The following is a 23,286-nucleotide window of genomic DNA, read 5'->3' as shown; positions in this document are numbered from 1 at the left end:
GGCGCGGTCAGCAGGTACGGAGGAAGCGGTCCAGAACCCGCACGCCGAACTGTAGTCCGTCCAGCGGAACCCGCTCGTCGATGCCGTGGAACAGGCCGGAGAAATTGAGGTCGGCGGGCAGCCGCAGCGGCGCGAAACCGAAGCAGCGGATGCCGAGCTGGGAGAACGCCTTGGCGTCGGTGCCGCCGGAGAGCATGTACGGCACCGGGTGCGCGCCCGGGTCCTCGGCGCGCAGCGCCTCCGACATCCGTGCCACCAGGTCACCGTCGAACGTGGTCTCCAGGGCCGGCTGGCGCTGGACGTACTCGATGGCGATGTCCGGCCCGACCAGCTCGCGCAGCTGCCGTTCCAGTTCCTCGCTCTGCCCGGGCAGGCTGCGGCAGTCGATGGTGGCGGTGGCCCGGCCGGGGATGACGTTGTCCTTGTAGCCGGCGGCCAGCCGGGTCGGGTTGGCGGTGTTGCGGATGGTCGCGCCGATGATGTTGGCGATCGGGCCCAGCTTGGCGATCGCGGTCTCCGGGTCGTCCGGGTCGATCTCGATGCCGAGCACGTCGGAGACCTCGGCCAGGAACGCCCGTACGGTGTCGGTCATCACCACCGGGAAGCGGTGCCGGCCGATCCGGGCGACCGCCTCGGCCAGGGCGGTGACGGCGTTGTCGTCGTGCACCATCGAGCCGTGGCCGGGCCGCCCCTTGGCGTGCAGGCGCAGCCAGTCGATGCCCTTCTCGGCGGTCTCGATCAGGTAGAGGCGGCGCTGCTCGTCGACCGAGTAGGAGAAGCCGCCGACCTCGCCGATCGCCTCGGTGCAGCCGTCGAACAGGTCGCGGTGGCGCTGGGTGAGGAAGTGCGCGCCGTAGTCGCTGCCGGCCTCCTCGTCGGCGGTGAACGCGAGCACGACGTCGCGCCGCGGGCGTACGCCGGTGCGCTGCCAGTCGCGGACCACCGCCAGCACCATCGCGTCGAAGTCCTTCATGTCGATCGCGCCGCGGCCCCACAGGTAGCCGTCGCGGATCTCGCCGGAGAACGGGTGCACCGACCACTCGTCCGGGTCGGCGGGCACCACGTCGAGGTGGCCGTGCACCAGCAGCGCGTCGCGGCCGGGCTCGGTGCCGGGGATCCGGGCGACCAGGTTGGCCCGGCCGGGCGCGGACTCGTGGATCTCGGCGTCGACGCCGACCTCGGCGAGCTTCTCCGCGACGTACTCGGCGGCACGCCGCTCTCCCGCGCTGGTGTCGTTGTCGCCGGTGTTCGTGGTGTCGATGCGCAGCAGGTCACGGCAGAGGTCCACGACCTCGTCGGTGGCGTCGGGCCGGGCGGGGAGGGCGTCGCTCGTCATCGCTTCCTTATACCAGCAGGTGGGGTGGGCGCGGGCCGCCGGTGCTCCGGCGACGGTTTCGCGGACCGCCCGGCCGGGTACTGCCGGACCGCCCGGACATCGACTCCGGCCGTCACGAGGAGGGCACCATGACCGTCCCCCTGCCGCCGCTGCCGCCCGCCGCCGACGACGCGTACCGGCCGGGTGGGCGCAGCGTCGCCGACCTCGTGGACACCGAGCACCGGGCGCTGCTGGGGCTGGCCGACCGGGTGACCGACCCGGCACTGGACGCCGCCGCCCGGCGCGAGGTGCTCGACGTGCTGACCGCCGCGGTGTCCCGGCACCTGTCCGCCGAGGAGCAGTACCTGTTCCCGGCGGCCCGGGCCGCCATGCCGGACGCCACCGAGCTGGTCGAGCGGGAGATCGAGGCCGACGCGGGACTGCTGACCGCCCTCAAGCAGCTGTCCGGCGCCGACGACCCGGCGGTCGACGACGTGGCCGAGCGGGTACGCCGGCACGTCAGCCGCGTCGCCGCGCTGGTCACGCCGCTGCGCGAGGTGGCGAGCGACGCCGAGCTGATCCGGCTGGGCAACCGGTGGGAGATCGCCGAGGAGGCGGCACCGACCCGCCCGCACCCCGGCACGCCCGCCACCCCACCCTGGAACAAGATCGTCGAACCGGCCGTCGGGGTGCTCGACAAGGTGCGCGACGCGGTCACCGGACGGCGTACCCGGCTGAGTGACCTGGAGCACCGCCGCCAGGCGTGAGCCGATCGCCCCTTCCGCGCATCGGTTCGTGGTCCTACCGTCACGGTATGGATCTGGAGCTGCGACACCTGCGTGTGGTCTGCGCGATCGCGGAGACGGGAAGCGTCACCAAGGCCGCCTCGGCGCTCGGCCTGGCCCAGCCGGCGCTGACCGCCCAGCTTCAGCGGATCGAACGGGCGCTGGGCGGGCCGCTGTTCGAGCGGGACCGCCGCGGTGCCCGTCCCACCGCCCTGGGTGAGCTGGTGCTGGACCGGGCACGGGTGCTGCTGCCGGCGATGAAGGGCCTGCGGGACGAGGCGGCCCGGATGGCCGGTGCCGGTGATCCGCTGCGCCGCTACCGCTTCGGCGGGGTGAACAGCCCGATCCTCGGGCGGCTGGTGCACCGGCTCGCCGCCGACCGGCCGGACGCGCAGATCACCACGTACGGCTCCTGGTCGGTGGACGAGCTGGCGCAGATGGTGGCCGGTGGGCGGCTCGACTTCGCCCTGACCGGCGTGTGCGGCGACTCGACGCCGTCGGCGGGGTTCGGGCTGAGCTGGCGGGAGGTGGCGGTCGAGCCGGTCTGCGTGCTGCTGCCGCAGACCCACCCGCTGGCCGGCCGCGACGAGGTCGACCTGGTCGACCTGCGGCGGGAGCGGTGGGTGGCCGCGCCGGGCGACGGCTGCTTCGGCGACTGCTTCGCCGCCGCCTGCGCCCGTTCCGGCTTCACCCCGAAGAAGGTGTACGAGGCGGACGTGCGGGCCGCGCTGGACCTGGTGGACGCCGGTGAGGCGGTGGCGTTGTGCCAGGCCACGTTCCGTCCGGTGGCCGGGCTGGTCACCCGCCGGCTCGCCGGCACGCCGCTGCGCTGGCGGCTGCTGCTGGGCTGGCACCCGGACGTGCCGGCCGCCGCGGTGGCCGAGCCGGTGCTGGTGGCGGCGGTCGCGGCGTACACCGACGCGCTGGCGAACCATCCGGAGTACCTGGGCTGGTTGCTGGCGCACCCGGAGTTCGGCGTGCAGCCCAACGGCTCGGGCGGGGTGCGAATCGCCTGAACCCGGGTATCACCGGCGACATGACTGATCTGTATCCGGCCGCCGACCAGCGGGAGTTGCTGCGCCAGGCGGCCACCGCGCACACCACCGCCTCCGCCGAGGTGGAGGCGTTCCTGCGCCGGTTGCCGGAGGTGCCGGGCCCGGCCGACGTGACCGAGTACGCCGACCTGCTCAGCCGCGAGGAACGCGCCCGCGCCGACCGGCAGGCCGCGGCGGACGCGGCCGGGCTGCGGCTGCCCAGCCTGGAGTCGGAGTAGCCGGTGACGCCCGGGCGGGTGGTCCGCCCGGGCGCCGCCGTACCGGCTCAGCGTTCGGCGAGCACGTCGTGTCCGAGGTCGAGCAGGGCGTGGCGCCACTCGTCGTCGGCGTTGCCCCGGCGGGGCCGCTGCGCGGTCAGCTCCCGGATCCGGGTGATCGCCTCCCGCATCACCTCGATGTCCTCCGGCGTGAGGTCCACCTTGCGCTTGCGCAGCACGGCGAGGATCTGCCGGCCGGGCTCGGGCAGGTCGAGGTCAGGGTTCGGGCCGAACGCCTCCTCCCCCGAGCCCCGGGTGAGCAGCCACTGCCGCAGCGTCTCGGAGGACACGTTCACCTCGGCGTGGAAGTCGTCCCAGATCACCTCGGCCTCGGGGTCGAGTCGCGCCTCGCGTACCATCACGCCTCCTCTGCCGGCGGCGGCCCGGGTGCCGTCTCGCCCTCGTCCGGTGTGTGCTGCCTCAGGCCCTCCGGCGGCACCCGCACCCGGGACGGGTTCGCCGTCGGGGTCGCCTCGATCGGTTCGCCGGCCCCGGTGTCGTCGTCGGTGACTTCCTCGGGTTCGGTCATGTCCGCCCTCCGGTCCTTCGGTGACGGCCCGTCCCGGCCCGGCCGGGACGGGCCCCGCCCGGTCATCGGGGATGGGACGTGGTGGCCGGCCTGTAGCCCCGCTCACCTGCGGTGACGTCGAAGACCAGCTGGTCGTCGCGGGTGTCCACGGTGACCTTCTGCCCCGGGGAGACCTCGTTCTCCAGCAGCATCCGGGACAGCCGGTTGTCGACCTCGCGCTGGATCACCCGGCGCAGCGGGCGGGCGCCGAACTCGGGCTGGTAGCCGTGCTCGGCGAGCCAGTCGACGCCGGCGGTGCTGAAGTCGACCTGGATGTCCTGGGCGTGCATGCGGCGGCGGGTCTCCTCCAGCAGCAGCCCGGTGATCTGGCGCAGCTGCTCGGCCTCCAGCCGCTGGAAGACGATCACCTCGTCGATGCGGTTGAGGAACTCCGGGCGGAAGTTCTCCTGGAGCCGGCGCATCAGCCGCTCCCGCAGCTCGTCGCCCTCCCGCTCGCCGGGCGCGCCGGTGGCGAAGCCGACAGTGCGCTGGGTGCCGGTGATCAGCTCCGAGCCGAGGTTGCTGGTCATGATCAGCACGGTGTTCTTGAAGTTCACCGTACGGCCCTGGCTGTCGGTGAGCCGGCCGTCGTCGAGCACCTGGAGCAGGATGTTGAACACGTCCGGGTGCGCCTTCTCGATCTCGTCCAGCAGCACCACCGCGTACGGGCGGCGCCGTACCGCCTCGGTGAGCTGGCCGGCCTCCTCGTAGCCGACGTAGCCGGGCGGGGCGCCGACCAGCCGGCTGACCGTGTGCCGCTCCTGGAACTCGCTCATGTCGACCCGGACCATCCGGTCCGCCTCGCCGAACAGCGCCTCGGCCAGCGCGCGGGCCAGCTCGGTCTTCCCGACGCCGGTCGGGCCGAGGAACAGGAAGCTGCCCATCGGCCGGTCCGGGTCGGCCAGCCCGGTACGGGACCGGCGTACCGCCTCGGCGACGGCGCTGACCGCGTCGTCCTGACCGATCACCTTCTCGTGCAGGTGGCCCTCCAGGCGCAGCAGCCGATCGCGTTCCTCCTCGGTGAGCTGGGTGACCGGGATGCCGGTGGCGCGGGAGACCACCTCGGCGATCTCCGTCGGACCGACCTCGGGCACGTGGTTGGGTCCCTCGTCGCCGCGGGCCCGGCGGACCTGGTCCTCCAACTCGGCGAGCCGGTCGCGCAGCGCGGAGGCGCGCTCGTACTGCTCGTCGGAGACCGCCTGCTCCTTGTCCCGGCGGGTCTCGTCGAGCTGCTGCTCCAGCTCACGCACGTCCTCGGCGGGCGTACGCGTGCGCAGCCGCACCCGTGCGCCGGCCTGGTCGATCAGGTCGATCGCCTTGTCCGGCAGGAACCGGTCGGTGATGTACCGGTCGGACAGCTCACCGGCGGCGACCAGCGCCTCGTCGGTGAACCGGACCTGGTGGTACGCCTCGTACCTGTCGCGCAGGCCGCGCAGGATCGCGACGGTGTCCTCCACGCCCGGCTCGGGCACCAGCACCGGCTGGAACCGGCGGGCCAGCGCGGCGTCCTTCTCGATGCTGCGCCGGTACTCGTCGAGCGTGGTCGCGCCGATCACCCGCAGCTCGCCGCGCGCCAGGGCCGGCTTGAGCATGTTCGAGGCGTCCATGCCGCCCTCGCTGCCGGCGCCGCCCGCGCCGACCAGCGTGTGGATCTCGTCCAGGAAGATGATCAGCTCCTCACGGTGGGCGCGGATCTCGTCGATCACCTTCTTCAGCCGCTCCTCGAAGTCACCCCGGTAGCGGGTGCCGGCGACCAGGCCGGCCAGGTCGAGCTGGATCACCCGCTTGCCGATCAGCGTCTGCGGCACGTCGCCGTCGCAGATCCGCTCCGCCAGGCCCTCCACGATCGCGGTCTTGCCGACGCCGGCCTCACCGATCAGCACCGGGTTGTTCTTGGTCCGCCGGGACAGGATCTCCACGGCCTGCTCGATCTCGTCGGCCCGGCCGATCACCGGGTCGATCTGGTCCATCCGGGCCAGCTCGGTGAGGTCCTGGCCGTACTGGTCGAGGGTGGGGGTGCCGTGATCGGGGCGCGGGGCGGTCGCCGCGCCGCGCTCGGCGCTGGCCGCCTGCAACGACTCGGGCTGGATCCGGCCCGCGGCGAGCATCCGGCCGGCCGGCGACTCGGGGTTCAGCGGCAGCGCCATCAGGATGTGCTCGGGTCCGATGTAGTTGGCGCCCATCGCGCGGGACAGCTGGTGGGCGTCGAGCAGTGCCCGCTTCGCCGCCGGGGTCAGCGACAGGTTCGGCGGCACCTCGCCGCGCGGCGCGCCCTCGCCGCGGCCGCCCAGCGCGCCGAGCAGCGCGTCCGGGTCGGCGCCGGCCCGGCGGACCAGGTCGCGCAGCGGCTCCCGCTGCAACGCCGCCCAGAGCAGGTGGTCGGTGTCCAGGTCGTTGCTGTGCTTCTGGGCGGCGCGGCGGGCCGCGTCGGCGAGCATCTCCCGGGCGTCGGCGGTCATCAGGCGGGTGATGTCGACCCGGTGCGCCGGCCGGCGTCCCCCCTCGCCCCGGCCGAAGTATCGGGCCAGGAACTCGTCCCAGGGGTCGTTGCCGAAGTCGCCCGGTCCCATCATCATCGTCCTCCGCAGTCAGTCGGCACGACCGGCGCCCGGCACGCGCGGCACGGTCGGCGGTGGCTACCCGGCGGTCGGCGCGACAAACGCGACCGGATGGCAGGCTGGGGGGCATGGAGAGCAGAGCGCTGCTGGTGGTGGACGGCGCGAACGTGGTGGGTTCGCGCCCGGACGGCTGGTGGCGGGACCGGGCCGGCGCGGCGGCCCGGCTGCGCGACGCGCTGGCGCCGGTCGGCGAGGCGGGCGTGCCGCCGGAGCTGCCGCCGCCGGTGCAGGTGGTGCTGGTGGTGGAGGGCGCGGCCCGGCGCACACCGCCCGCGCCCGGCGTGGAGGTGGTGTCCGCGCCCGGCTCCGGCGACGACACGGTGGTCGAGCTGGTCGCCGCCGCGCCGGACCGGCGGCGGGTGGTGGTCACGGCCGACCGCGAACTGCGCGAGCGGGTCACCGCGCTCGGCGCGGAGGTGCGCGGCCCGCGCTGGCTGGGCCGTTAGTCCCGCCGATGGGACCGGCGACGGGACCGCGGGATGCCGCCCGGCGGGATCTTCACGCACGTCAGGGCGGCAACCGGACACGCGGGTCGTCACGCCGCGAGGGTGGATGTTCGTCCACCCGTTCCGATGGGTTGTAATGGAGATCTCTTTCGCCCCCAGGAGGTCCCCGTGGCGAGCGTTGCCGAGCTGAAGGCAGCCATCGATGTCGCTCTCCAGCAGATCGGTGACGGCCAGACAGCGGTGCAGGCAGCCGGCGAGAAGCTGGCCGAGGCGCAGCAGACGCTGGCCGGCGCGCTGGAGGGCAGCGGGCACGAGACGGTCGAGGCGGCGCAGGCCTCGCTGACACAGGCCGGTCAGGAGCTGGAGGAGTGCCTGGCCGCGACACTCGTCGCGGTGGAGCAGGCACAGCTCTACGTCGCGACGCTCTGAGGCCCGGCCGTGTCCATCGTCGAGGACATCGGCGCGCAGGTCCGTGCCGCCGCCGAGGAACTGCCGCTGGCGCAGCTCGCCGTCGCGCTGGAGAAGCTCGGTCAGGCGCAGGAGCGGCTGCGCTGGGTGCGCCAGGAGTCGTCCGACCCGATGGGGGTGCCGGAGCTGTCCTCGGCCACCGAGCACGCCGAGACCGCCGGTTACGCGCTGCGCGTGGCACAGGAGCAGCTCACCGCGTACCTGGCCGCGATCGGGCTGGCCCCCGACGGCGCGCGCCCGGCGCCGCCGGGCGAGGCGCGGCCGAAGCACGACACGCCGCGCGGCCAGGAACCGCCCGCGCCCGGCCCGGCCGCCGAGCCGGGTGAGCAACCGGCGGTACGGCGCTGGTGGGCGGTGCGGGTGGCGGAGCTGACCGGCGGCCGGGATCCGGCGGCGGACGAGCCGGACGAGCGCGTCGGGGACGCCCACGAGCTGCTGCGCCGGGTGGCCGCCGGGGTCCGCTCCGGCGACCGGGACCGGCTGCACCGCGAGCTGCGCCGGGCACACGCCGACGTGGGGCTGGGGCTGGCCGCGATCACCCCGCCGCTGCTGCGCGAGCTGGCCGGTGAGCTGCTCGGCCATCCGCCTCGCGCGGACGACCTGCCCCGGCTGCGCGGCGCGCTGGACTCGCGGGTCCGTGACCTGCTGCCCGGGCTGCCGCCGCCGGTGCTGGACACGCTGCTGACCCGGGTCTGCCGGATGCCCCCGCCGCGCCGCGCCGACGACGCGGAGCAGCCGCACGCGGCCGACCCGGCGGTCACCGCCGGCGTGCTCACCGGCGTGCTGCTCGACCGGCTCGGCCGGGACCTGCCCAAGGACACCGACGAACCGGAGCCGCCCCGTGCCTGACGTCCGCGCTCAACTGGTGACGCGGGTCCGGGGGATGCTCTCCGAGGCCCTGGGCGCCACCCGTACCCGCCTCACCGCCGCCGAGGCCGAGCTGGCCGCCGGGCGGGAGCGGCTGGCCCGTACCCGCCGGGCCGCGGCGGCGGTGCCCGACCGGGTGGGCGCCGCGCGCGACCGGCGCCTGGCCGAGATCGACGCCCGGCACACCGCCCGCTTGGCCGAGCTGGCCCGGCGGGCCGCCGCCGCGGCGCAGCGGGAGGCGCCCGGCGCGGCCTCCGCGCCCTGGGACCGCTGGCAGGCCACGCCCGCCGGACGGTCCGAGCCGCCGGGCGCGTCGCGCATCGGCACGGTACGCCTCGACGGCGCCGAACCGGTGCCGGCGCTGGTTCCGCTGCTGGACGCCGGGCACGCGCACCTGGCCGGCGGCGATCGGGACGGCCTCGCGGCGGTGGTGCCGGCGCTGCTGCTGCGCTCGGTCGGGCGGGCCGACCCGGGCGCGGTACGGCTGTACGGATACGACCCGGAACACCTGGGCGGCGGCCTGGCCGGGTTCGCGCCGCTGGGCACTGCCGGGCTGCTCACGTTCGTCGGGCCGGGCGGGCTGGGCCGGCTGCTTGACGACCTGGTGGAGCAGATCCGCCGGATCAACGCCACGGTGCTCGCCGGTGAGTACGGCTCGCTGCGTGAGCTGGCCGCCGCCACCGGACGCCGCCCGGAGCCGTGGCGGGTGGCGGTGCTGCTCGGCGGCGACGAGCTGTCCCGGCACGAGCGCGGCCAGCTCGACCGGGTGGTACGCACCGGCGCGGCGTGCGGCGTGCACCTGGTGGTCCGCGGCATCGAACTGCCCGGCGACCCGACGGTCACCCGGATCACGGTGGAGCCGGACGACGCCCGTATCGGCGGGCTGCCGGTGGTGCTCGACGCGCCGCCGCCGCCCGCCCTGGTCACCGAGACGTGCCGCACCGTGGCGTCCCGGGTGGCCGCCGGCCCGCCGCCGACACCGTTCACCGACCTGCTCCCGCCGCCGGAGGAGTACTGGCGGGAGGACTCGGCGCACGGGCTCACCGCGCCGGTCGGCGAGGGCCCGCACGGGCGGCAGGTGCTGCTCACCCTCGGCGACTACCCGCCGCACGCGTTGATCGGCGGCCCGTCGGGCACCGGCAAGACCAACCTGCTCTTCGCCTGGATCGGCGCGCTCGCCGTCCGCTACTCCCCCGCCGAGCTGGAGTTCTATCTGCTGGACTTCAAGGAGGGCGTGTCCTTCGCCCGGTTCGCGCAGGGCCGGCGGGATCCGAGCTGGCTGCCGCACATGCGGCTGGTCGGCATCAACGTCAACACCGACCGGGAGTTCGGCCTGGCGCTGCTGCGCTTCCTCGCCGAGGAGCTGCGCCGCCGCGCCGACGCGGCGAAGAAGCACGAGGTCACCAAGCTGGCCGAGTTGCGCGCGGTGGACCCGGACGGGCACTGGCCGCGCATCGTGGCGGTGGTCGACGAGTTCCAGGCGCTGCTGGCCGGCCGGGACGTGGTCGCCCGGGAGGCCGCCGACCTGCTGGAGGACCTGGCCCGGCGAGGCCGGTCGCAGGGCATCCACCTGGTGCTCGCGTCGCAGGACGTGCGCGGCATCGAGGCGCTGTGGGGACGGCCCGCGCTCGTCGCCCAGTTCACGCTGCGGATCGCGCTGCCCAAGGCGCTGCGCATCCTGGCCGAGCGCAACGACGCCGCGCAGTCGCTGCCCCGCCACCACGCGGTGATCAACGCCGAGTCGGGCCTGGCCGAGGGGAACGAGGTGGCCCGGATCCCGTCGGCCAGCGACTGGGAGACGTGGAGCGAGCTTCAGCACCGGCTGTGGCGGATGCGCCCGCAGGACGCGGCGCCGGCCCGGCTGTTCGACGGCGACGCGATCCCGAAGCTCGCCGACGCGCCGGACTTCCGCGCGCTGACCGCGCCGGAGCAGGGCGTGTCGCGCAGCCCGGTGGCGCTGCTCGGCGAGATCATCGACGTGCAGTCCCGCTCGGCGGCGCTGCGCCTGCCCCGCGCGCCGGGCCGCAACCTGGCCGTGCTGGGCACCCGGGTGGACGAGGCGTGCGCGGTGCTCGACGCCGCCGCCCGCTCGCTGGCCCGGCAGTACCGGCCCGGCACCGCCCGGTTCTCCATCGCCTGCCTGGACCCGGACGCCGACCCGGCCGCCCGTGCCCTGTACGAGGACCTGGAAGGCGACGCCTCCTGGTACGACGAGGAGACCGTGCCGGAGCTGATGGCCGAGGTGGGCGACGGGCTGGGCGCGCCGGGTGCGGCGCGTACCCCGCACTTCCTGCTGCTGTACGCGGTGGACGCGGCGGCCGCGGCGCTGGCCGGCAAGGCCGGTACGCGCACCGGGCTGGAGCAGCTGCGCCGGATCCTGCACGACGGGCCGGAACGGCGTACGCACGTGCTGGCGTGGTGGCGTGGCGTGGCCCGGATGCGCGTCGACCTGGGCGGCGCGGGCGCGCGCACGGACCAGATCGGCGCCTGGGTGGCGCTGGACGTGCAGGGCGGCGAGCTGGGCTCCTCGCTCTATCCGGGCAGCGGCGGCCCGGACTGGTATCCCCGGCCGTGGCGCGGTCTCTACTTCGACCGGGCGGTGCACCGCACCGGACAGGTGATCATCCCTTATGGTCCCTCCCGATGAACGAACCGGTTGCCAGTGAGACGTACAGCGCGCAGATCCGCCGGCTCGCCGAGCTGACCGCCCGGGTGACCGCACAGCGGGCCGAGGCGCACACCTGGTACGCCCAGCAGGTGGCCGCCGCCGACCTGGCGGTGGCGCGGGCCGACGAGCAGGTCCGGCAGGCCGAGGAGGAGGTGGCCGAGGCGGCCCGGCTGGTGGAGCGCGTCGACGGCGAGGTCGCTCACCTGTGGACGCAGCTGCGGGCCCGGCTGGGCGTGAGCGCCCGGCGGCTGGGTGACCCGCCCGGCCCGGTCCGCGGCGCCGCCGGTGATCCGGTGCCGCTGCTGCGCGCGGTCCGGGAGTTGCTGGAGCGCACCGGGGCGCCGGGCGAACTGCCCGGATCGGTGAACCCGCTGCTGATCGCGTGCGGGATCGGCGGCGCGCTGGTGGCGTACGCGCTGGGGGTGGGTGCGCGGGCGCTGGGCGCCGGGTCCAGCGGCGACCTGGCGGTGGGCCTGCCGGTGCTGGCGCTGGTGGTGACGCTGCTCGGCCCGGTGATCGGGCTGGCGCCGGCCCGGCTGCTGGCCGACCGGCGGCACGCGGTGCTGACCCCGCGCCCGATGATCCTGGTGGCCGCCTCGGGTCTGGTGACGACCCTGCTCCTGCTGACGGCGACATACGCCCGCTGACCCCCGGCCGGCTCCGCCGCGTCGATCATGAGGTTGGCGGCGCGACACGCCGTCGCGCCGCCGGTCAACCTCATGATCGCGCCCGTCAGGCGGGGACCAGGACCGCTTCCTTGAGCAGGCGGCGGGCCAGCACCAGGCGATCGGCGTCGTCGTCCAGGCCGGGCAGGTCGCCGACCCGCGTCACCTCGCCGGTGAGCAGCGCGCGCAGCGCCGCCTCGCAGGTGCCGGGCAGGGTGAGCGTCCGGTCCGGCACCCGCAGCGTGATCCGGCCGTCGGCGGCCGGGGCGAGCTGCCAGCGCAGGCCGCCGCGCGCCGTGACCTCGCTGTCCGGCGTCAGCCGGGCCAGCGCCCGCGCCTGCGCCAGCGGCCGGATCGGCGCCGGTCGGGACGCCGGCCAGACCCGGGCCCGCAGCCGGCCGGCCACCGCCGCCGGGTCGGCCCGCAGCAGCCAGTCGCGCAGCGCCTCGACGGTCTCGGTCAGCTCCGGCTCGACCGCGTCCGGGTCGGCCAGGTCGAGCCCGAACGGCAGGCTCGCGCGCAGCCGCGCGTCCTCGGCGGCGAGCGCGAGCAGTTCCTCGACCACCGCGTACCGGGTCAGCGCCCTGATGCCCACTGTCAGGTGCAGCGAGCTGGACTCCTGCGCCTGGGCGCTGTGCAGCCAGCCGCGCGGCAGGTAGAGCGCGTCGCCCGGCTCGAGCACCACGTCCAGCTCGGGGCGTCCTTCGGCGGTGGCGGAGACCTCGTCGGCCCGGCCGCCCCAGGGCTGACGCTCCAGCGGGTCGGCCAGCACCGGGGGGTGGATCCGCCAGTGCTTGCGCCCGTCCACCTGGAGCACGAACACGTCGTGGGTGTCGTAGTGGGTGGCGAAGCCCTGACTGCCGGCCGGGGTCAGGTAGGCGTTCACCTGCAACGGCTGGGCCAGCGCGGTGCCCAGGTCGCGGGTGAAGTCGACGATCGCCGGCCAGGTGCGGTGCAGGCCCTGCAGCACCAGCGTCGCGCCGTCGGCGTACAGCGCCAGCACCTTCTCGTCGAGGACCTGGTCGCCGATCTCGGCGCCCGCGCCACCGCCGCCGGTGAACCGCGCCGCCGGCACGAGCTGGCCGTCCTTGGCGACCCGCAGGAACGGGGTACGCAGGCCGCGGCGGCTGAGCAGCTCGTCGGCGTCGGCGGGGCTGAGCAGGTCGGCGAAGCCGTGCGGGTTGGGCAGGTCGGCGGCGCGGGACAGCAGCGGGCTGCACCCCCAGTGGTCGGCGGCGAACTTCGCCGGATCCACCGCCACGCACCGGGCCAGCGCCTCGGACGCGGAGAACGCAACCGCCGGGCGGCCGTGGCCACCCGGCGGGTCGGCGTGCGTGGTGCTCATGTGTCAGGCGCTGCCGTCGGCGCCGCCGTCGTGCTGACCGGGGGTCGCTCCACCGTCGGCCGGGCCCTCGGCGCTGCCGTCCGCGCCACCGTCGTGCTGACCCGGCGTCGCGCCACCGTCAGCGGGGCCCTCGGCGCCACCGTCCGCGCCACCGTCGTGCTGACCCGGCGTCGCGCCACCGTCAGCGGGGCCCTCGGCGCCACCGTCCGCGCCACCGTCGTGCTGACCCGGGGTCGCACCGCCGTCGGCCGGGCCCTCCAGGCCGCTGCCGCCGCTGCTCTGGATGTCGTCGTCGTTCAATGCCATGGGTGCTCCCTCGGTGTGCCGCCCCGCGTCGTGCCGGGGTCCGTGTGCAGCGGGTGGTACCCCACGCCCGATCTTCTCTAACCACCGTAGACGCCCGGACGCCGTCGTACGGACGGTTCGCGGGGCAAGCGGCCGGGAGGGCCGGATGCCAGGATGGCGGGAGGACGACAGGCGAGGAGACGCACGTGACGCAGCCGGAACCGCTCACCCCGCTGACCGAGGACTGGCAGCGGGCGCTGGCAGTGGTGGCCCACCCCGACGACCTGGAGTTCGGCGCCGCAGCCGCTGTGGCGCGCTGGACCGGGCAGGGCAAGGAGGTCGTGTACTGCCTGCTCACCAGCGGTGAGGCGGGCATCGACGGGATGACGCCGGAGCGCGCCCGGGTGGTGCGCGAGGAGGAGCAGCGCGCCTCCGCCGCGGTGGTCGGGGTGTCCGTCGTCGAGTTCCTCGGCCTGCCCGACGGGCTGCTGGAGTACGGCGTGCCGCTGCGCCGGGCCATCGCCGCCGTGGTGCGCCGGCACCGGCCGGACGTGGTGCTGACGAACAACTTCCGGGAGACCTGGGACGGGGCGTACGCGCTGAACCAGGCCGACCACATCGCCTGCGGCCGGGCCACGCTGGACGCGGTCCGCGACGCCGGCAACCGGTGGATCTTCCCGGAGCAGCTCACCGACGGCGTCCAGCCGTGGTCGCGGGTCCGCGAGGTGTGGGCGGCCGGGTCGCCGGTGGCCCGGCACGGGGTGGACGTGACCGACACGTTCGACAAGGGTGTCGCCTCGCTGCGGGCGCACGGGGCGTACCTGAGCGGGCTCGGCGACGGCGGCTTCGACGCCGAGGAGTTCCTGGAGGGCATGGCCCGGCCGGCCGGCAGCCGGCTCGGCGCGCGGTTCGGCGCCACGTTCGAGGTCTTCCCGATCAACCTTCAGTAGGGCACGGCGATGTTCCTGGCCGGCACGCCGGCGGCCCGCCCCGCCGAGGGGGCGGGACGGGCCGGTCCGGGTGCCGGTCAGGGAATGAGCTGACGCAGGTCCTGCGGCAGGGTGGCCTTCACGTCCTGCCACTCCCCCTGCGTGACGTGCCGGCGCAACGTGTCCAGCACGACCTGCGCCACCCGCTGCGCGCCGCCCTCGACGTCGTACGGGAAGCCCTGGCGCACCTCGTACAGGAAGTCGTCGCGGTTGAGCTTGATCGGCACGTTCTCCGGCTGCCAGCCGTCGAAGTAGATCCCGCGCACCAGCACCGGCAACTGCTGGGCGAACTCGGCGCTCTCCCGCACCGGCAGCCGGTCGCGCAGCAGGTGCAGCACGGTACGCAACGCGGCGTAGGACTGGTTGCGCCGTTCCTTCGGCCAGCCGTACGCGGACTCGATCTCCTTGAGGATCACGTTCGTCTTGTCCAGCGAGGACTCGAACGCGGACAACAACTGCTCGGCCATCGGGCTCACCCCCGTGCGTCGGTCTCCCAGCGTCGGTCGTCGGCGCGGCGCGGCGGGCCGCTGGGGCCCCGCCACAGCCGGGTCGGACTGAACCGGCCGGGCCGCTCGCCCCGCCGGGGTGCCTCGGAGCCGCCGATCACGTGCAGTACGCCACCGCGGCGCCGGTCCGCCACCACCCGTACCGTCATGACCCACCTCCTCGTCGCGGCGCCTTTGGCGGCGCCACTGTCCATGCTGCGGCGGGGGCGGGTGAGCGGGCCTCACCCGGATCGGGTGAGACGCTCAGGCGTCCAGCAGGCCGGCGAGCGTGGCGGCGTTGCGCTGCGCGTAGTCCCGGTAGCAGTTGTTCATCAGGACGTGCGTCTGCTCGGCGTCACCGGCCAGCTCGCGCAGTTTCGGCGCCCAGTCGCGCAGTTCCCGCTTCGAGTAGTCGTAGCCGAACTTCTCGTGGATGTCCTTGCTGGTCCACTTGTCGCTGTGGCCGTGGAAGCGGACCACCGCGAGGTCGGCGGTGGCCGCGAGCACCGGCGGGACGGACGACTTGTGTCCCTGCGGCATGTCCACGCAGACGAACGGCAGGTCGTGCTCGCGCAGGAAACCGAGCGTCTCCTCGGCGTTGTCGCCGTCGAACCAGGAGGCGTGGCGGAACTCGAAGACCGGGCGCAGCGGCGCGCACCGCCGGGCCACCTCCAGCAGGTACTGCTTGTTGTCCCGCTTGATGGTGAACCAGGGCGGGAACTGGAACAGCAGCGCGCCCAGCTTGCCCGCGTCGACCAGCGGGTCGAGGGCGGACAGGAACCGGGTCCAGACCTCCTCGTACGCCTGCGCGGGCAGGTCGCCGGGGTAGACGTTGCGCTTGCCGGTCTCCGGGCGCAGGTCCTTGTAGAGCGCGGAGACGCGGGTGGGGTGGCCGGTCAGCAGGCTGAACGCCTTGACGTTGAAGGTGAACCCGGCCGGTGTGCGTTCGGCCCACAGCCGGGCGGTCCGCTCGGCGGGCGGCGAGTAGTAGGTCGCGTCCACCTCGACCAGCGGGAACTGCCGGGCGTAGTAGGCCAGTCGTTTCTCCGGCGTGTCGGCGCTCGCCGGGTACCAGCCGGAGTCGAGCAGTGTCCGGTCGGTCCACGAGGCGGTGCCCACCCTGATCTCACCCATGGCAGGAGCTCACCGCCCAGCAGGACCGACCGGCAACCGGAACGGCGTTCAGGCCGCCCGCCGCTCCCGGGTCTGCTTGCAGGCCACGCAGGAGGTGGCGGACGGGAAGATCTCCAGCCGTTCCACCGGGATCGGGGCGGTGCAGCCCTCGCAGAAGCCGTAGGTGCCCTCGTCCAGGCGGGTCAGCGCGTGCTCGAACTGGGCCCGCCGGTCCAGGATGGTGCGCAGCAGCGACTGCGCGGTGTCCCGCTCGGCGGTCTTGGTGCCGCTGTCGGCCTGGTCGTCGCCGGCGGTGTCGCCGACCTCCACCAGCCGCAGCACCTGGCTCTGCGCCATGGTGTGCTCGTACTCGGCGGTCAGCTCGTCGTACCGCGACCGCAGGGACTGCCGGATCTGGTCGACCTCCGCCTGGGAGCGGCCGGTGGCTGTCGTGTCGTGGACGAGCATCGCTGCCTGCCTTTCCTACGTCCTCATACCGGACCGGGGCGGCCAGCGCCCCGGATCCGGTCCGACTGTGGATGCGCGGGCGACGAGATCACCCGTGCTCTGTGAGCCGGGCGATTACCCGTCCCCTCAGCGCACCAAACCGCCTGTTTCCTGAGTGTTTCCCGCGAGTCGGTAGGGGCTGGTCAGGCGGGTTCGACCAGGGCCGGGCGGCGCGGGTCGTCGGCCCGGACCACCACGTCGGCGAAGGACGCCGGGTCGACCTCGCCGGCGTAGCGGGCGAACGCGGGCAGGGTCCAGCGCAGCGCGGCGTCGGTACGCCGTTCCAGCGCCGCCGGGGAGAGCACGAGGTGGACGGTGAGGTCGAACGGCAGCGTGCCGCCGAGCAGCAGCGCGCCGCTGACCAGGACCACCCCGCCGGGCGGCAGTTCGACGTACGCGGCCCGGCTGGCCCGGTCGGCGGCGGTGTCCCACAGCGACGGCAGCAGCCGGCCCGAGCCGTCCGGGCCGGCCGGGTCGAGCACCTCGCGGCGCAGTCCCGGTTCGTCGAGCCAGCTCTCGTAGTACGCGTCCGGGTTGGTGCGGCCGTGTTCCAGGCGTACCGAGGCCGGGCGCAGGAAGTCGCCGGCGCGGACGTGCAGCACCGGCCGGCCGGCGGCGCGCAGCGGGTCGACGAGCGCCCTGGCGAGCGCGTCCGGGCCGGCGGCGGGCGGGCCGTCCACGGCGACCCGCAGCCGACCGGGCGTCCCGGTGCGGGCGAGACGCTCGGCCAGCTCGGTGACGAGCCGGTCGGGGCTGATCGGGCGGACGCGCATCGGACCATCGTGCCGCGCGGGCGGGCGGGTCACCACATGATCTGCTCCGGGCGGTCGGGGCTCCGTCCGGCGGCGATCGGCGGGTGGTGTCCCCGGTGTCAGCCGGTGCGGTCGATGGTGACGCGGGCGTCGTCGGCGAGCCGGTAGCCGACGCCGTAGACGGTGGTGACGAGCGGGACGTCCACACCGACCTTGCCGCGCAGCCGGCGCACGTGCACGTCGACGGTGCGGACGCCGGCGTGCTCGTACCCCCAGACCGCGTTGAGGAGTTGCAGCCGGGTGAACACCCGGCGCGGGTGGGCGACCAGGTGCAGCAGCAGGTCGAACTCCAGGCGGGTCAGCGGCAGCGGCTCGCCGTCGCGCAGCACCGACCGGGACGACGCGAGGATGTGCAGGGCCGGGATGGTCGGGGCGAGCGGACGCGCCGGGGCACGGCCGGCCGGGACGCCGTCGGGCCGGCGCTCGGCCGGAACCGTGGCCGCGCTGACCACCGCGTCACCGTGTTCGAGCATCTCGCGGGCGGCGTCGAGCAGCCGGCGGGCGGCCGGGGTCAGCGACTCCTCGCACGCCAGGGGGATGGAGAGGGTGACAGTGAGCATGGGCGCGGCGGTGTTCGCGGGACGACGCTGGCCGCCGGGGGGCCGACCGGGGACCGCGGGTTGGGACGTATGCCATCCGGCGCGCGACGAGGCGGGGCTGACCGACATGGTCCTCCTTGGGCTGGTCCGGGTATCTCCCCACGGCCCGGGACGCCGCTGCATCGATGCTTCCCGGCGTCTCCGCGAGGGTCAAGGGGCGGTTGCGTTGCGTGAATGTGACATTTGACGAACACATCGGAGCCGCGTGCTCGCTCTGCGTGCGAGGCCCGTTGATTACAGCAGAGCGCCGGATCGCCTCTGGTAGGGGGGTCTGCCCCAGGGTTCACAATGCCGGATGCGTCGGCGAGGTCAACGCGGCGCACCCGGGATCCGGGTGCGCCGCGTGCCGGCCGGGCCGGGCTCAGGCGTCGCGGTCCACCGTGATCGCGGCGTCGTCGGCGAGGCGGTAGCCCACGCCGTACACGGTGGTCACCAACGGCGTGTCCGGCCCGAACTTGGCCCGCAGCCGGCGGACGTGCACGTCCACCGTGCGCGCCACCGCGTGCTCGTAGCCCCAGACGTTGGCGAGGAGTTGCAGGCGGGTGAACACCCGGCGCGGGTGTTCGGCGAGGAACAGCAACAGGTCGTACTCGATGCGGGTGAGCATGACCTCGGTGCCACCGTGCCGGACCCGCCGGGTGCCGGTGAGGATGCGCACGCCGCCGGGGGCGAGCGCCGGCGCCTCGCCGCGGCGCAGGTCGAGCACGGTACGGCCGGCCGGGCCGTCGGGCTGGGCCAGTCCCTCGCCGGTGGCGGCGAGTTCGTCGAGCAGGTCGACCAGGCGCGCGAGGCCCGGCGTCAGCGGCCCGGCGCCGAGGTCGAGCGTGATGGTGAGCGTCGGTGCGGTACGCGGCCGGGGCGGCCCGGCCCGGTCGGGGCGGCCCGAGCGGGCCGGACGGGTGGTGAGGGCGACGACGGACATGGGAGCCTCCTGTGCGGGCGGTCGCCCCGCCCCGCCGGTCGTGGCGGGACGGTCAGCGGAGCGCCCCGCCGGCGGTGACCGGGGGCGCGGCGGACGAGGGTCGGGTCGGCGGGGTGGGACCGAGGGTGGGCAGGCCGGCGATCTGCCAGGCGGCGAAGCCGCCGACGACGTCGGTGGCCCGGCACAGGCCGATGTCCTGGAGCGCGGCGGCGGCCAGCGACGAGGTGTAGCCCTCCTGGCAGAGCACGATCACCGGGACGTCGTAGCCGGTCGCCTGCGGCAGCCGGGCCGCGCAGCGCGGGTCGAAGCGCCACTCCAGCACGTTGCGTTCGACGACGAGCGCGCCGGGCACGGTGCCCTGCGCGGCACGCTGGGCGGCGGGGCGGATGTCCACCAGCAGCGCGCCGCCCCGGCACGCCAGGTGGGCCCGCTCCGGGTCGAGGCGGCGCAGGCGGGCACGGGCGGCGGCGAGGATCTCGTCGATGCCGCGCGAGCCGGGCGGTGGGACCGGACAGCGCTCGGTGCGGGTGGGGGTCTGCGCCATCGGGGCGTCCTTCCGTTCGTCGGGTTGCGGGGTGTCACCAGGCCACGCCGGCGTGGGCCACCTCGGCGACCCGGAGCCGGCCGGCGACGAGGTGGTAGCGGGTCATCCGGGTCAGCGCCGGCCGGTACACGTGCACGCTGACGGCGGGCGCGTCGCCGTGATTGGTGACCTGGTGCACGTGCCGTACGCCGAAGCGCCGGCCGGCTCCGGCGGCGAGCCGGTGCGGGCGCAGCCGGCCGCCGCTGACCGTCTCCTCGGTGAGCACGCCGGCCACGACCAGGAACGCGCCCGCGCAGCCGCCGTGGTCGTGCAGGTCGGTGCCCTGCCCGGGCAGCCAGCTCAACGCCCACACCTCGTGCTCGTCGTCGGCGTCCAGCCGGGCATACCAGCGGTCGGAAGCCTCGAACCGCAGCGGCACCGGCCAGGCGTGCGGGTCGGCCCAGCGGGCGGCGACGGCGAGCAGGTCGGCGGGAGCGGTGCTGGTCATCGGCGGTGCGTCCTCACGGTGCGGAGCGGATGTACCCGCACAGCTTAGACGGTAAAGCCTATCGGTTTAGTAGGTAATACCAGATGCTGGGACGCCGGTCGCGCTCAGCGGAGGACCGGCGGATCCACCTTGTAGCCCGGCACCGACGGCCAGCGGACGGTGAGCACCGTGGACTCCCGCTCGGCGTACCAGGAGTGGTCCACGCCCCGCCCCCACACCACGTAGTCACCGGGCGCGCGCAGCACCACCGTCCGGTCCGGCAACTCGATCCGGAACGCGCCGCTGATCAGCACCAGCAGGGCGGTACGCCGCTCACCGGTGGCCCACCGGGACCGGGTCTCCCCCGCCGGGTGCACGCCCCACTTCACCTCGACGTCGGTGCTGTGCCGCACGTCCCCGGCCGGCTTGAAGTGGCCCAGCAGCCAGCCCGCGTCGGTCGCGCCGTCCACCGCCGCGTTGCCCACGTACACCCGATCGTCCATGCGCGCGCCTCCCGTGCCCGGCTGGCGAAGCTACCAGGCGCGTCCGGCCGCGACGCCATAGCCTGGGCGGATGCCCGACGAACTCGACGACGAGACCATCGCCTTCGCCCACCGGATGTTCGACCTGGCCCGGGCCGGCGCCACCGAGGAGCTGGCCGCCAACGTGGACGCCGGGCTGCCGGTCAACCTCACCAACGCCAAGGGCGACACGCTGCTGATCCTCGCCGCGTACCACGCCCACCCGGAGACGGTGGCCGCGCTGCTGGCCCGGGGCGCCGACCCGGCCCGGGTCAACGACAGGGGACAGACCGCGCTCGCCGCGGCCGTGTTCCGGCGCCAGGAGGCGGCGGTCCGCGCGCTGCTCGACGCCGGCGCCGACCCGGACCACGGCGGCCCGTCCGCTGTCGAGACCGCGCGGTTCTTCGAACTGCCCGACATGCTGGCGCTGCTCGGCCGCGCGTGACCGGCGAGCGGTATACAGGGACCGTGGACGATCCCGTACCCGAGCAGATGCGCACCGCCGCGACGGCGTTCCTGGCCGCGCTGGACGAACCGGCCCGCCACGCCGCCCGGCACGCCCTCGACGACGAGCCGGCCCGCCGGTGGCTGGAGTACCGGCCCCGGCCACGGCCCGGCGTCACGCTCGCCGGCCTGGACGTCACCGCCCGCAAGGCGGCGCACCGGCTGCTCGCCACCGCGCTCAGCCCGGCCGCGTACGCGCAGGCCATGAGCGTGATGGCCCTCGAAGAGGTGCTGGACCGGGCGGAGGACTGGCGGCGCGGCCGGCACAGCGGCGACTACTGGGTGTCCGTCTTCGGCGACCCGGCCCGCGACGACAGCTGGGGCTGGCGGTTCGAGGGACACCACCTGTCGGTGAGCATGACGGTCGCCGACGACCGCGTCTCCCCCGCGCCGATCTTCCTGGGCGCCAACCCGGCCACCGTCCGGCACGCCGGCCGCCCGGTCACCCGGCCGCTGGGCCCGGAGGAGGACCTGGCCCGCGAGCTGCTCGACGCGCTCGGTCCCGGCGGCCGGTCCGCCGCGATCATCGCCGCGGAGGCGCCCGCCGACATCATCAGCGCCACCCGGGCCACCGCACCGGACCGGCTCGACCCGCTCGGCGTACCCCGGGGGCGGCTGCGGCCGACCGGCCGGGCGCTGCTCGACCGGCTGGTCGCGCTCTACCTGGACCGGCTGCCGCCCGAGCTGGCGGCCCGGGAGGCCGACCGGCTCGGCGGCGGCGAGCTGCACTTCGCCTGGGCCGGCCCGGTCGAGCCGGGCCGGCGGCACTACTACCGGGTGCAGGGCGAGGACCTGCTGATCGAGTACGACAACACCACAGACGACGGCAACCACGCGCACACCGTCCTGCGCCGCCCGGCCGGTGACTTCGGCGCCGACGTGCTGGCCGCGCACCACGCCGTGGCCCACCGGCCCGGCGGGCCTCGATGAGGGAGACGCGACGAACGCTCCCCCGGCGCTGATCCGCCCGTCCGGGCGACGCAGCTCGTCGGTGCCGGCCGGGTCAGAACGGGCGCGGGCGGGCGATCTCGACGGTGGACCCGGCCGGCACGTCGCCGAACGTCTCGAAGCCGCTCGGCTCGGTGACCCGCTCGAACTGCTGCATCAACCGCGCGCCCAGGGCCACGCCGACCGCGCCGACGGCGAGCGCGACGAGTTCGGCGGCGAGCAGGGCGCCGTTCGCGCCCCGCTGCGGCGCGTTCGCCCGGATCAGGCAGGAGAGCAGGAACAGCGCCGCCATGACGGCGTTCACCAGGTTGAACGTCAGCACGTTCCGGCTGGTCCGCCCGGCGCGGACGTCCCACAGGTCGACCAGGCCGGCGACGGTGGCGAAGCCGGCGGCGACGAGCGCGGCCACGGCGGTCCAGTAGCCCACCTCACCGAGGAACGCCGGACCACCGGCCACATCCGCCAGGTCGAAGACCACGGCGCAGACGAACAGGCCGAACGGGAACGTGACAAGCATCGGTTGGATGGGATGCCCCTGCACCCGCAGCCGGCTCTGCATCGCTTCCTCCCCAGGTCGGCGCAGCTCACCAGTCCAGAGTGCTACCCGAGGCGCCGCGAGGTGAAACGACTGTCGCTCAGTTGTCCCGGGGCCGGGAGACGGTGAGCACGAGCCGCTCGGCCACCTCGCGTAGCGGGATGTCCAGCGAGGACGCGGCGCTGCGCAGCACCTGAAGGGCCTCCGGTGCCGGACAGCCCCGCTGCGTCATGATCACGCCCACGGCCTGCCCGACCACCCCCTCGGCCAGCAGCGCGTCGTCGAGCTGGCCGGCCCGGGTGGCGGCCCGCTCGCGGTCCCGCGCGGCGGCGAGCAGCAGCCCGGCGTGCTCGGCGAGCAGCATGGCGGTGAGCTGATGCCGGGGGGTGAGCGCGCCGGGCGACTCGGCGTACAGGTTGATCGCGCCGATCACCTGCTCGTCCACGTCGACCGGGGCGGAGATCACCCCGTGCACCCCGAGCGCCCGGGCCCGCTCGCTCCAGGCCGGCCAGCGCGTCTCGCCGGGCGGCCCGGCCGAGATGATCATCTCCCGGCGGCGGATCGCGGCCATCGCCGGCGTGTCCGGACCGTGCCGCAGGTCGTCCAGCTCGGCGCGGTCCGGGTCGGAGGCGGCCACCCCGGCCGGCTCACCGGCGCGCAGCACGGTGAAGCCACAGCAGTCCACGCCCGGCACGGCGTCGCGGGCGATCCGGACCAGGCGGTCCAGCGCCTCGTCGAACCCGGCCGCACCGATCAGGCCGGCCGTCAGCTCACGCAGCAGCGCGGCCGTCTCCAGCACGTTGAGGTTGTCGATCATGGGTTGGCGCGTGTCGAGGTTCATCGGGGTGTGGCACCCACCGTCCACGCGGTCTCCCCGTTCGGCACCGTTGCCTGTCCCATGTCCGTCCCTCCTGTGGCCGGGCCCCGGCCTACTACCCTCGCAGACCGCGCGCGAAACCGCGCAAAAAGGGCCCCTTCCCGGGACCGGGAAGGGGCCCT

At 75.0% G+C, this 23,286-nt stretch carries 29 protein-coding genes; 11 read left to right on the top strand and 18 right to left on the bottom strand.

The features are described 5' to 3' along the window. Nucleotides 1–7 precede the first annotated feature (7 nt). Nucleotides 8–1,336 (bottom strand): M20/M25/M40 family metallo-hydrolase, encoded by a 1,329-nt coding sequence (locus AB0D28_RS10245; RefSeq protein WP_357384231.1) that lies wholly within the window; start codon nucleotides 1,334–1,336, stop codon nucleotides 8–10. A 128-nt stretch (nucleotides 1,337–1,464) separates the two neighbouring features. Between AB0D28_RS10245 and AB0D28_RS10240 the strand changes: the two genes are divergently transcribed. The 3 genes from AB0D28_RS10240 to AB0D28_RS10230 are packed head-to-tail and all read left to right on the top strand — an operon-like array spanning nucleotide 1,465 to nucleotide 3,373. Continuing rightward, a complete protein-coding gene (locus tag AB0D28_RS10240) occupies nucleotides 1,465–2,082 on the top strand; it encodes a hemerythrin domain-containing protein (RefSeq protein WP_357384229.1) in 618 nt (205 codons plus the stop codon). Between the two features lie 47 nt (nucleotides 2,083–2,129). After that, nucleotides 2,130–3,116 carry a LysR family transcriptional regulator gene (locus tag AB0D28_RS10235; RefSeq protein ID WP_357384227.1) on the top strand — a complete coding sequence of 329 codons (987 nt, stop codon included), beginning with the start codon at nucleotides 2,130–2,132 and terminating at the stop codon, nucleotides 3,114–3,116. A 20-nt stretch (nucleotides 3,117–3,136) separates the two neighbouring features. Next, entirely contained in the window at nucleotides 3,137–3,373 is a 237-nt protein-coding gene (locus AB0D28_RS10230) for a hypothetical protein (RefSeq protein WP_357384225.1), read from the top strand. Between the two features lie 47 nt (nucleotides 3,374–3,420). On the opposite strand, the gene AB0D28_RS10225 is transcribed toward AB0D28_RS10230, so the two are convergent. The 3 genes from AB0D28_RS10225 to AB0D28_RS10215 all read right to left on the bottom strand — a co-directional run bounded on the left by AB0D28_RS10225 (nucleotide 3,421) and on the right by AB0D28_RS10215 (nucleotide 6,553). Next, on the bottom strand, nucleotides 3,421–3,771 hold the full coding sequence (locus AB0D28_RS10225; protein WP_357384223.1) for a DUF3140 domain-containing protein: 351 nt from the start codon (nucleotides 3,769–3,771) through the stop codon (nucleotides 3,421–3,423). Then, a complete protein-coding gene (locus AB0D28_RS10220) occupies nucleotides 3,771–3,941 on the bottom strand; it encodes a hypothetical protein (protein ID WP_357384221.1) in 171 nt (56 codons plus the stop codon). The genes AB0D28_RS10225 and AB0D28_RS10220 overlap by 1 nt, the downstream gene beginning before the upstream one ends. A gap of 62 nt (nucleotides 3,942–4,003) precedes the next feature. Beyond that, nucleotides 4,004–6,553, bottom strand: coding sequence for an ATP-dependent Clp protease ATP-binding subunit (locus AB0D28_RS10215; protein WP_357384291.1), 2,550 nt, complete (start codon nucleotides 6,551–6,553; stop codon nucleotides 4,004–4,006). A gap of 113 nt (nucleotides 6,554–6,666) precedes the next feature. Here AB0D28_RS10215 and AB0D28_RS10210 point away from each other — a divergent pair, with 113 nt between their 5' ends. From AB0D28_RS10210 to AB0D28_RS10190, 5 genes are all read left to right on the top strand, one after another. Then, the gene (locus AB0D28_RS10210) at nucleotides 6,667–7,044 is read left to right on the top strand and encodes a hypothetical protein (RefSeq protein ID WP_357384219.1); all 378 of its coding nucleotides are present in this window, start codon (nucleotides 6,667–6,669) and stop codon (nucleotides 7,042–7,044) included. Between the two features lie 168 nt (nucleotides 7,045–7,212). Then, nucleotides 7,213–7,473, top strand: a complete 261-nt coding sequence (locus tag AB0D28_RS10205) for a hypothetical protein (RefSeq protein ID WP_013286060.1) — start codon at nucleotides 7,213–7,215, stop codon at nucleotides 7,471–7,473. Between the two features lie 9 nt (nucleotides 7,474–7,482). Beyond that, complete coding sequence (locus AB0D28_RS10200; RefSeq protein ID WP_357384217.1) at nucleotides 7,483–8,361, top strand: hypothetical protein; 879 nt, start codon at nucleotides 7,483–7,485, stop codon at nucleotides 8,359–8,361. Next, entirely contained in the window at nucleotides 8,354–11,026 is a 2,673-nt protein-coding gene (locus AB0D28_RS10195) for an FtsK/SpoIIIE domain-containing protein (RefSeq protein WP_357384215.1), read from the top strand. The genes AB0D28_RS10200 and AB0D28_RS10195 overlap by 8 nt, the downstream gene beginning before the upstream one ends. Continuing rightward, on the top strand, nucleotides 11,023–11,694 hold the full coding sequence (locus AB0D28_RS10190) for a hypothetical protein (protein ID WP_357384213.1): 672 nt from the start codon (nucleotides 11,023–11,025) through the stop codon (nucleotides 11,692–11,694). Before AB0D28_RS10195 ends, AB0D28_RS10190 begins: the two co-directional genes overlap by 4 nt. Nucleotides 11,695–11,779: 85 nt before the next feature. Here AB0D28_RS10190 and AB0D28_RS10185 read toward each other — a convergent pair whose 3' ends face one another. Both AB0D28_RS10185 and AB0D28_RS10180 read right to left on the bottom strand, forming a co-directional pair. Further along, nucleotides 11,780–13,057 carry a cupin domain-containing protein gene (locus AB0D28_RS10185; RefSeq protein WP_357384211.1) on the bottom strand — a complete coding sequence of 426 codons (1,278 nt, stop codon included), beginning with the start codon at nucleotides 13,055–13,057 and terminating at the stop codon, nucleotides 11,780–11,782. 3 nt (nucleotides 13,058–13,060) lie between these two features. After that, entirely contained in the window at nucleotides 13,061–13,363 is a 303-nt protein-coding gene (locus AB0D28_RS10180; protein WP_026268594.1) for a hypothetical protein, read from the bottom strand. Nucleotides 13,364–13,548: 185 nt separating this feature from the next. Between AB0D28_RS10180 and AB0D28_RS10175 the strand changes: the two genes are divergently transcribed. Beyond that, the gene (locus tag AB0D28_RS10175) at nucleotides 13,549–14,292 is read left to right on the top strand and encodes a PIG-L deacetylase family protein (RefSeq protein WP_357384208.1); all 744 of its coding nucleotides are present in this window, start codon (nucleotides 13,549–13,551) and stop codon (nucleotides 14,290–14,292) included. Nucleotides 14,293–14,369: 77 nt separating this feature from the next. Here AB0D28_RS10175 and AB0D28_RS10170 read toward each other — a convergent pair whose 3' ends face one another. The 10 genes from AB0D28_RS10170 to AB0D28_RS10125 all read right to left on the bottom strand — a co-directional run bounded on the left by AB0D28_RS10170 (nucleotide 14,370) and on the right by AB0D28_RS10125 (nucleotide 20,282). After that, nucleotides 14,370–14,798, bottom strand: a complete 429-nt coding sequence (locus AB0D28_RS10170) for a DUF2267 domain-containing protein (protein ID WP_357384206.1) — start codon at nucleotides 14,796–14,798, stop codon at nucleotides 14,370–14,372. A gap of 5 nt (nucleotides 14,799–14,803) precedes the next feature. Further along, nucleotides 14,804–14,986 carry a hypothetical protein gene (locus tag AB0D28_RS10165; protein ID WP_357384204.1) on the bottom strand — a complete coding sequence of 61 codons (183 nt, stop codon included), beginning with the start codon at nucleotides 14,984–14,986 and terminating at the stop codon, nucleotides 14,804–14,806. A 94-nt stretch (nucleotides 14,987–15,080) separates the two neighbouring features. Next, nucleotides 15,081–15,950, bottom strand: coding sequence for a DUF72 domain-containing protein (locus AB0D28_RS10160; RefSeq protein WP_357384202.1), 870 nt, complete (start codon nucleotides 15,948–15,950; stop codon nucleotides 15,081–15,083). A 48-nt stretch (nucleotides 15,951–15,998) separates the two neighbouring features. Further along, on the bottom strand, nucleotides 15,999–16,397 hold the full coding sequence (locus AB0D28_RS10155; protein WP_269706492.1) for a TraR/DksA C4-type zinc finger protein: 399 nt from the start codon (nucleotides 16,395–16,397) through the stop codon (nucleotides 15,999–16,001). Between the two features lie 182 nt (nucleotides 16,398–16,579). Beyond that, entirely contained in the window at nucleotides 16,580–17,209 is a 630-nt protein-coding gene (locus tag AB0D28_RS10150) for a uridine kinase (protein ID WP_357384199.1), read from the bottom strand. A 98-nt stretch (nucleotides 17,210–17,307) separates the two neighbouring features. Further along, nucleotides 17,308–17,916 carry a winged helix-turn-helix domain-containing protein gene (locus tag AB0D28_RS10145; RefSeq protein WP_357384197.1) on the bottom strand — a complete coding sequence of 203 codons (609 nt, stop codon included), beginning with the start codon at nucleotides 17,914–17,916 and terminating at the stop codon, nucleotides 17,308–17,310. 292 nt (nucleotides 17,917–18,208) lie between these two features. Next, a complete protein-coding gene (locus AB0D28_RS10140) occupies nucleotides 18,209–18,769 on the bottom strand; it encodes a winged helix-turn-helix domain-containing protein (RefSeq protein WP_357384195.1) in 561 nt (186 codons plus the stop codon). Between the two features lie 52 nt (nucleotides 18,770–18,821). Continuing rightward, complete coding sequence (locus tag AB0D28_RS10135) at nucleotides 18,822–19,313, bottom strand: rhodanese-like domain-containing protein (protein WP_357384193.1); 492 nt, start codon at nucleotides 19,311–19,313, stop codon at nucleotides 18,822–18,824. 34 nt (nucleotides 19,314–19,347) lie between these two features. Further along, complete coding sequence (locus AB0D28_RS10130; RefSeq protein ID WP_357384191.1) at nucleotides 19,348–19,800, bottom strand: cysteine dioxygenase family protein; 453 nt, start codon at nucleotides 19,798–19,800, stop codon at nucleotides 19,348–19,350. A 104-nt stretch (nucleotides 19,801–19,904) separates the two neighbouring features. Continuing rightward, nucleotides 19,905–20,282 carry a hypothetical protein gene (locus AB0D28_RS10125; RefSeq protein WP_013476996.1) on the bottom strand — a complete coding sequence of 126 codons (378 nt, stop codon included), beginning with the start codon at nucleotides 20,280–20,282 and terminating at the stop codon, nucleotides 19,905–19,907. A 70-nt stretch (nucleotides 20,283–20,352) separates the two neighbouring features. Between AB0D28_RS10125 and AB0D28_RS10120 the strand changes: the two genes are divergently transcribed. Both AB0D28_RS10120 and AB0D28_RS10115 read left to right on the top strand, forming a co-directional pair. Continuing rightward, nucleotides 20,353–20,745: an ankyrin repeat domain-containing protein gene (locus AB0D28_RS10120; RefSeq protein ID WP_357384188.1), complete on the top strand. Its 393-nt coding sequence runs from the start codon at nucleotides 20,353–20,355 to the stop codon at nucleotides 20,743–20,745. A 23-nt stretch (nucleotides 20,746–20,768) separates the two neighbouring features. Next, nucleotides 20,769–21,734, top strand: a complete 966-nt coding sequence (locus AB0D28_RS10115) for a DUF3500 domain-containing protein (protein ID WP_357384186.1) — start codon at nucleotides 20,769–20,771, stop codon at nucleotides 21,732–21,734. A 73-nt stretch (nucleotides 21,735–21,807) separates the two neighbouring features. Here AB0D28_RS10115 and AB0D28_RS10110 read toward each other — a convergent pair whose 3' ends face one another. Together AB0D28_RS10110 and AB0D28_RS10105 are read right to left on the bottom strand one after the other, a co-directional pair. Continuing rightward, the gene (locus AB0D28_RS10110) at nucleotides 21,808–22,311 is read right to left on the bottom strand and encodes a DUF2231 domain-containing protein (protein WP_357384184.1); all 504 of its coding nucleotides are present in this window, start codon (nucleotides 22,309–22,311) and stop codon (nucleotides 21,808–21,810) included. Between the two features lie 76 nt (nucleotides 22,312–22,387). Then, complete coding sequence (locus AB0D28_RS10105) at nucleotides 22,388–23,128, bottom strand: GAF and ANTAR domain-containing protein (protein ID WP_357384182.1); 741 nt, start codon at nucleotides 23,126–23,128, stop codon at nucleotides 22,388–22,390. Nucleotides 23,129–23,286: the final 158 nt, after the last annotated feature.

Source organism: Micromonospora sp. NPDC048169 (genome assembly GCF_040652815.1).
Lineage (GTDB): Bacteria > Actinomycetota > Actinomycetes > Mycobacteriales > Micromonosporaceae > Micromonospora.
The sequence above is the reverse complement of the archived record's forward strand: the minus strand, read 5'-3'. Positions and strand labels throughout refer to the sequence as shown.

Bases quoted from the DNA above. Each gene is read 5' to 3' on its own strand.
- AB0D28_RS10245 (WP_357384231.1), bottom strand. From the start codon at position 1,336: ATGACGAGCGACGCCCTCCCCGCCCGGCCCGACGCCACCGACGAGGTC.
- AB0D28_RS10240 (WP_357384229.1), top strand. From the start codon at position 1,465: ATGACCGTCCCCCTGCCGCCGCTGCCGCCCGCCGCCGACGACGCGTAC.
- AB0D28_RS10235 (WP_357384227.1), top strand. From the start codon at position 2,130: ATGGATCTGGAGCTGCGACACCTGCGTGTGGTCTGCGCGATCGCGGAG.
- AB0D28_RS10230 (WP_357384225.1), top strand. From the start codon at position 3,137: ATGACTGATCTGTATCCGGCCGCCGACCAGCGGGAGTTGCTGCGCCAG.
- AB0D28_RS10225 (WP_357384223.1), bottom strand. From the start codon at position 3,771: ATGGTACGCGAGGCGCGACTCGACCCCGAGGCCGAGGTGATCTGGGAC.
- AB0D28_RS10220 (WP_357384221.1), bottom strand. From the start codon at position 3,941: ATGACCGAACCCGAGGAAGTCACCGACGACGACACCGGGGCCGGCGAA.
- AB0D28_RS10215 (WP_357384291.1), bottom strand. From the start codon at position 6,553: ATGATGGGACCGGGCGACTTCGGCAACGACCCCTGGGACGAGTTCCTG.
- AB0D28_RS10210 (WP_357384219.1), top strand. From the start codon at position 6,667: ATGGAGAGCAGAGCGCTGCTGGTGGTGGACGGCGCGAACGTGGTGGGT.
- AB0D28_RS10190 (WP_357384213.1), top strand. From the start codon at position 11,023: ATGAACGAACCGGTTGCCAGTGAGACGTACAGCGCGCAGATCCGCCGG.
- AB0D28_RS10185 (WP_357384211.1), bottom strand. From the start codon at position 13,057: ATGAGCACCACGCACGCCGACCCGCCGGGTGGCCACGGCCGCCCGGCG.
- AB0D28_RS10180 (WP_026268594.1), bottom strand. From the start codon at position 13,363: ATGGCATTGAACGACGACGACATCCAGAGCAGCGGCGGCAGCGGCCTG.
- AB0D28_RS10170 (WP_357384206.1), bottom strand. From the start codon at position 14,798: ATGGCCGAGCAGTTGTTGTCCGCGTTCGAGTCCTCGCTGGACAAGACG.
- AB0D28_RS10165 (WP_357384204.1), bottom strand. From the start codon at position 14,986: ATGACGGTACGGGTGGTGGCGGACCGGCGCCGCGGTGGCGTACTGCAC.
- AB0D28_RS10160 (WP_357384202.1), bottom strand. From the start codon at position 15,950: ATGGGTGAGATCAGGGTGGGCACCGCCTCGTGGACCGACCGGACACTG.
- AB0D28_RS10155 (WP_269706492.1), bottom strand. From the start codon at position 16,397: ATGCTCGTCCACGACACGACAGCCACCGGCCGCTCCCAGGCGGAGGTC.
- AB0D28_RS10150 (WP_357384199.1), bottom strand. From the start codon at position 17,209: ATGCGCGTCCGCCCGATCAGCCCCGACCGGCTCGTCACCGAGCTGGCC.
- AB0D28_RS10145 (WP_357384197.1), bottom strand. From the start codon at position 17,916: ATGTCGGTCAGCCCCGCCTCGTCGCGCGCCGGATGGCATACGTCCCAA.
- AB0D28_RS10140 (WP_357384195.1), bottom strand. From the start codon at position 18,769: ATGTCCGTCGTCGCCCTCACCACCCGTCCGGCCCGCTCGGGCCGCCCC.
- AB0D28_RS10135 (WP_357384193.1), bottom strand. From the start codon at position 19,313: ATGGCGCAGACCCCCACCCGCACCGAGCGCTGTCCGGTCCCACCGCCC.
- AB0D28_RS10130 (WP_357384191.1), bottom strand. From the start codon at position 19,800: ATGACCAGCACCGCTCCCGCCGACCTGCTCGCCGTCGCCGCCCGCTGG.
- AB0D28_RS10125 (WP_013476996.1), bottom strand. From the start codon at position 20,282: ATGGACGATCGGGTGTACGTGGGCAACGCGGCGGTGGACGGCGCGACC.
- AB0D28_RS10120 (WP_357384188.1), top strand. From the start codon at position 20,353: ATGCCCGACGAACTCGACGACGAGACCATCGCCTTCGCCCACCGGATG.
- AB0D28_RS10110 (WP_357384184.1), bottom strand. From the start codon at position 22,311: ATGCAGAGCCGGCTGCGGGTGCAGGGGCATCCCATCCAACCGATGCTT.
- AB0D28_RS10105 (WP_357384182.1), bottom strand. From the start codon at position 23,128: ATGAACCTCGACACGCGCCAACCCATGATCGACAACCTCAACGTGCTG.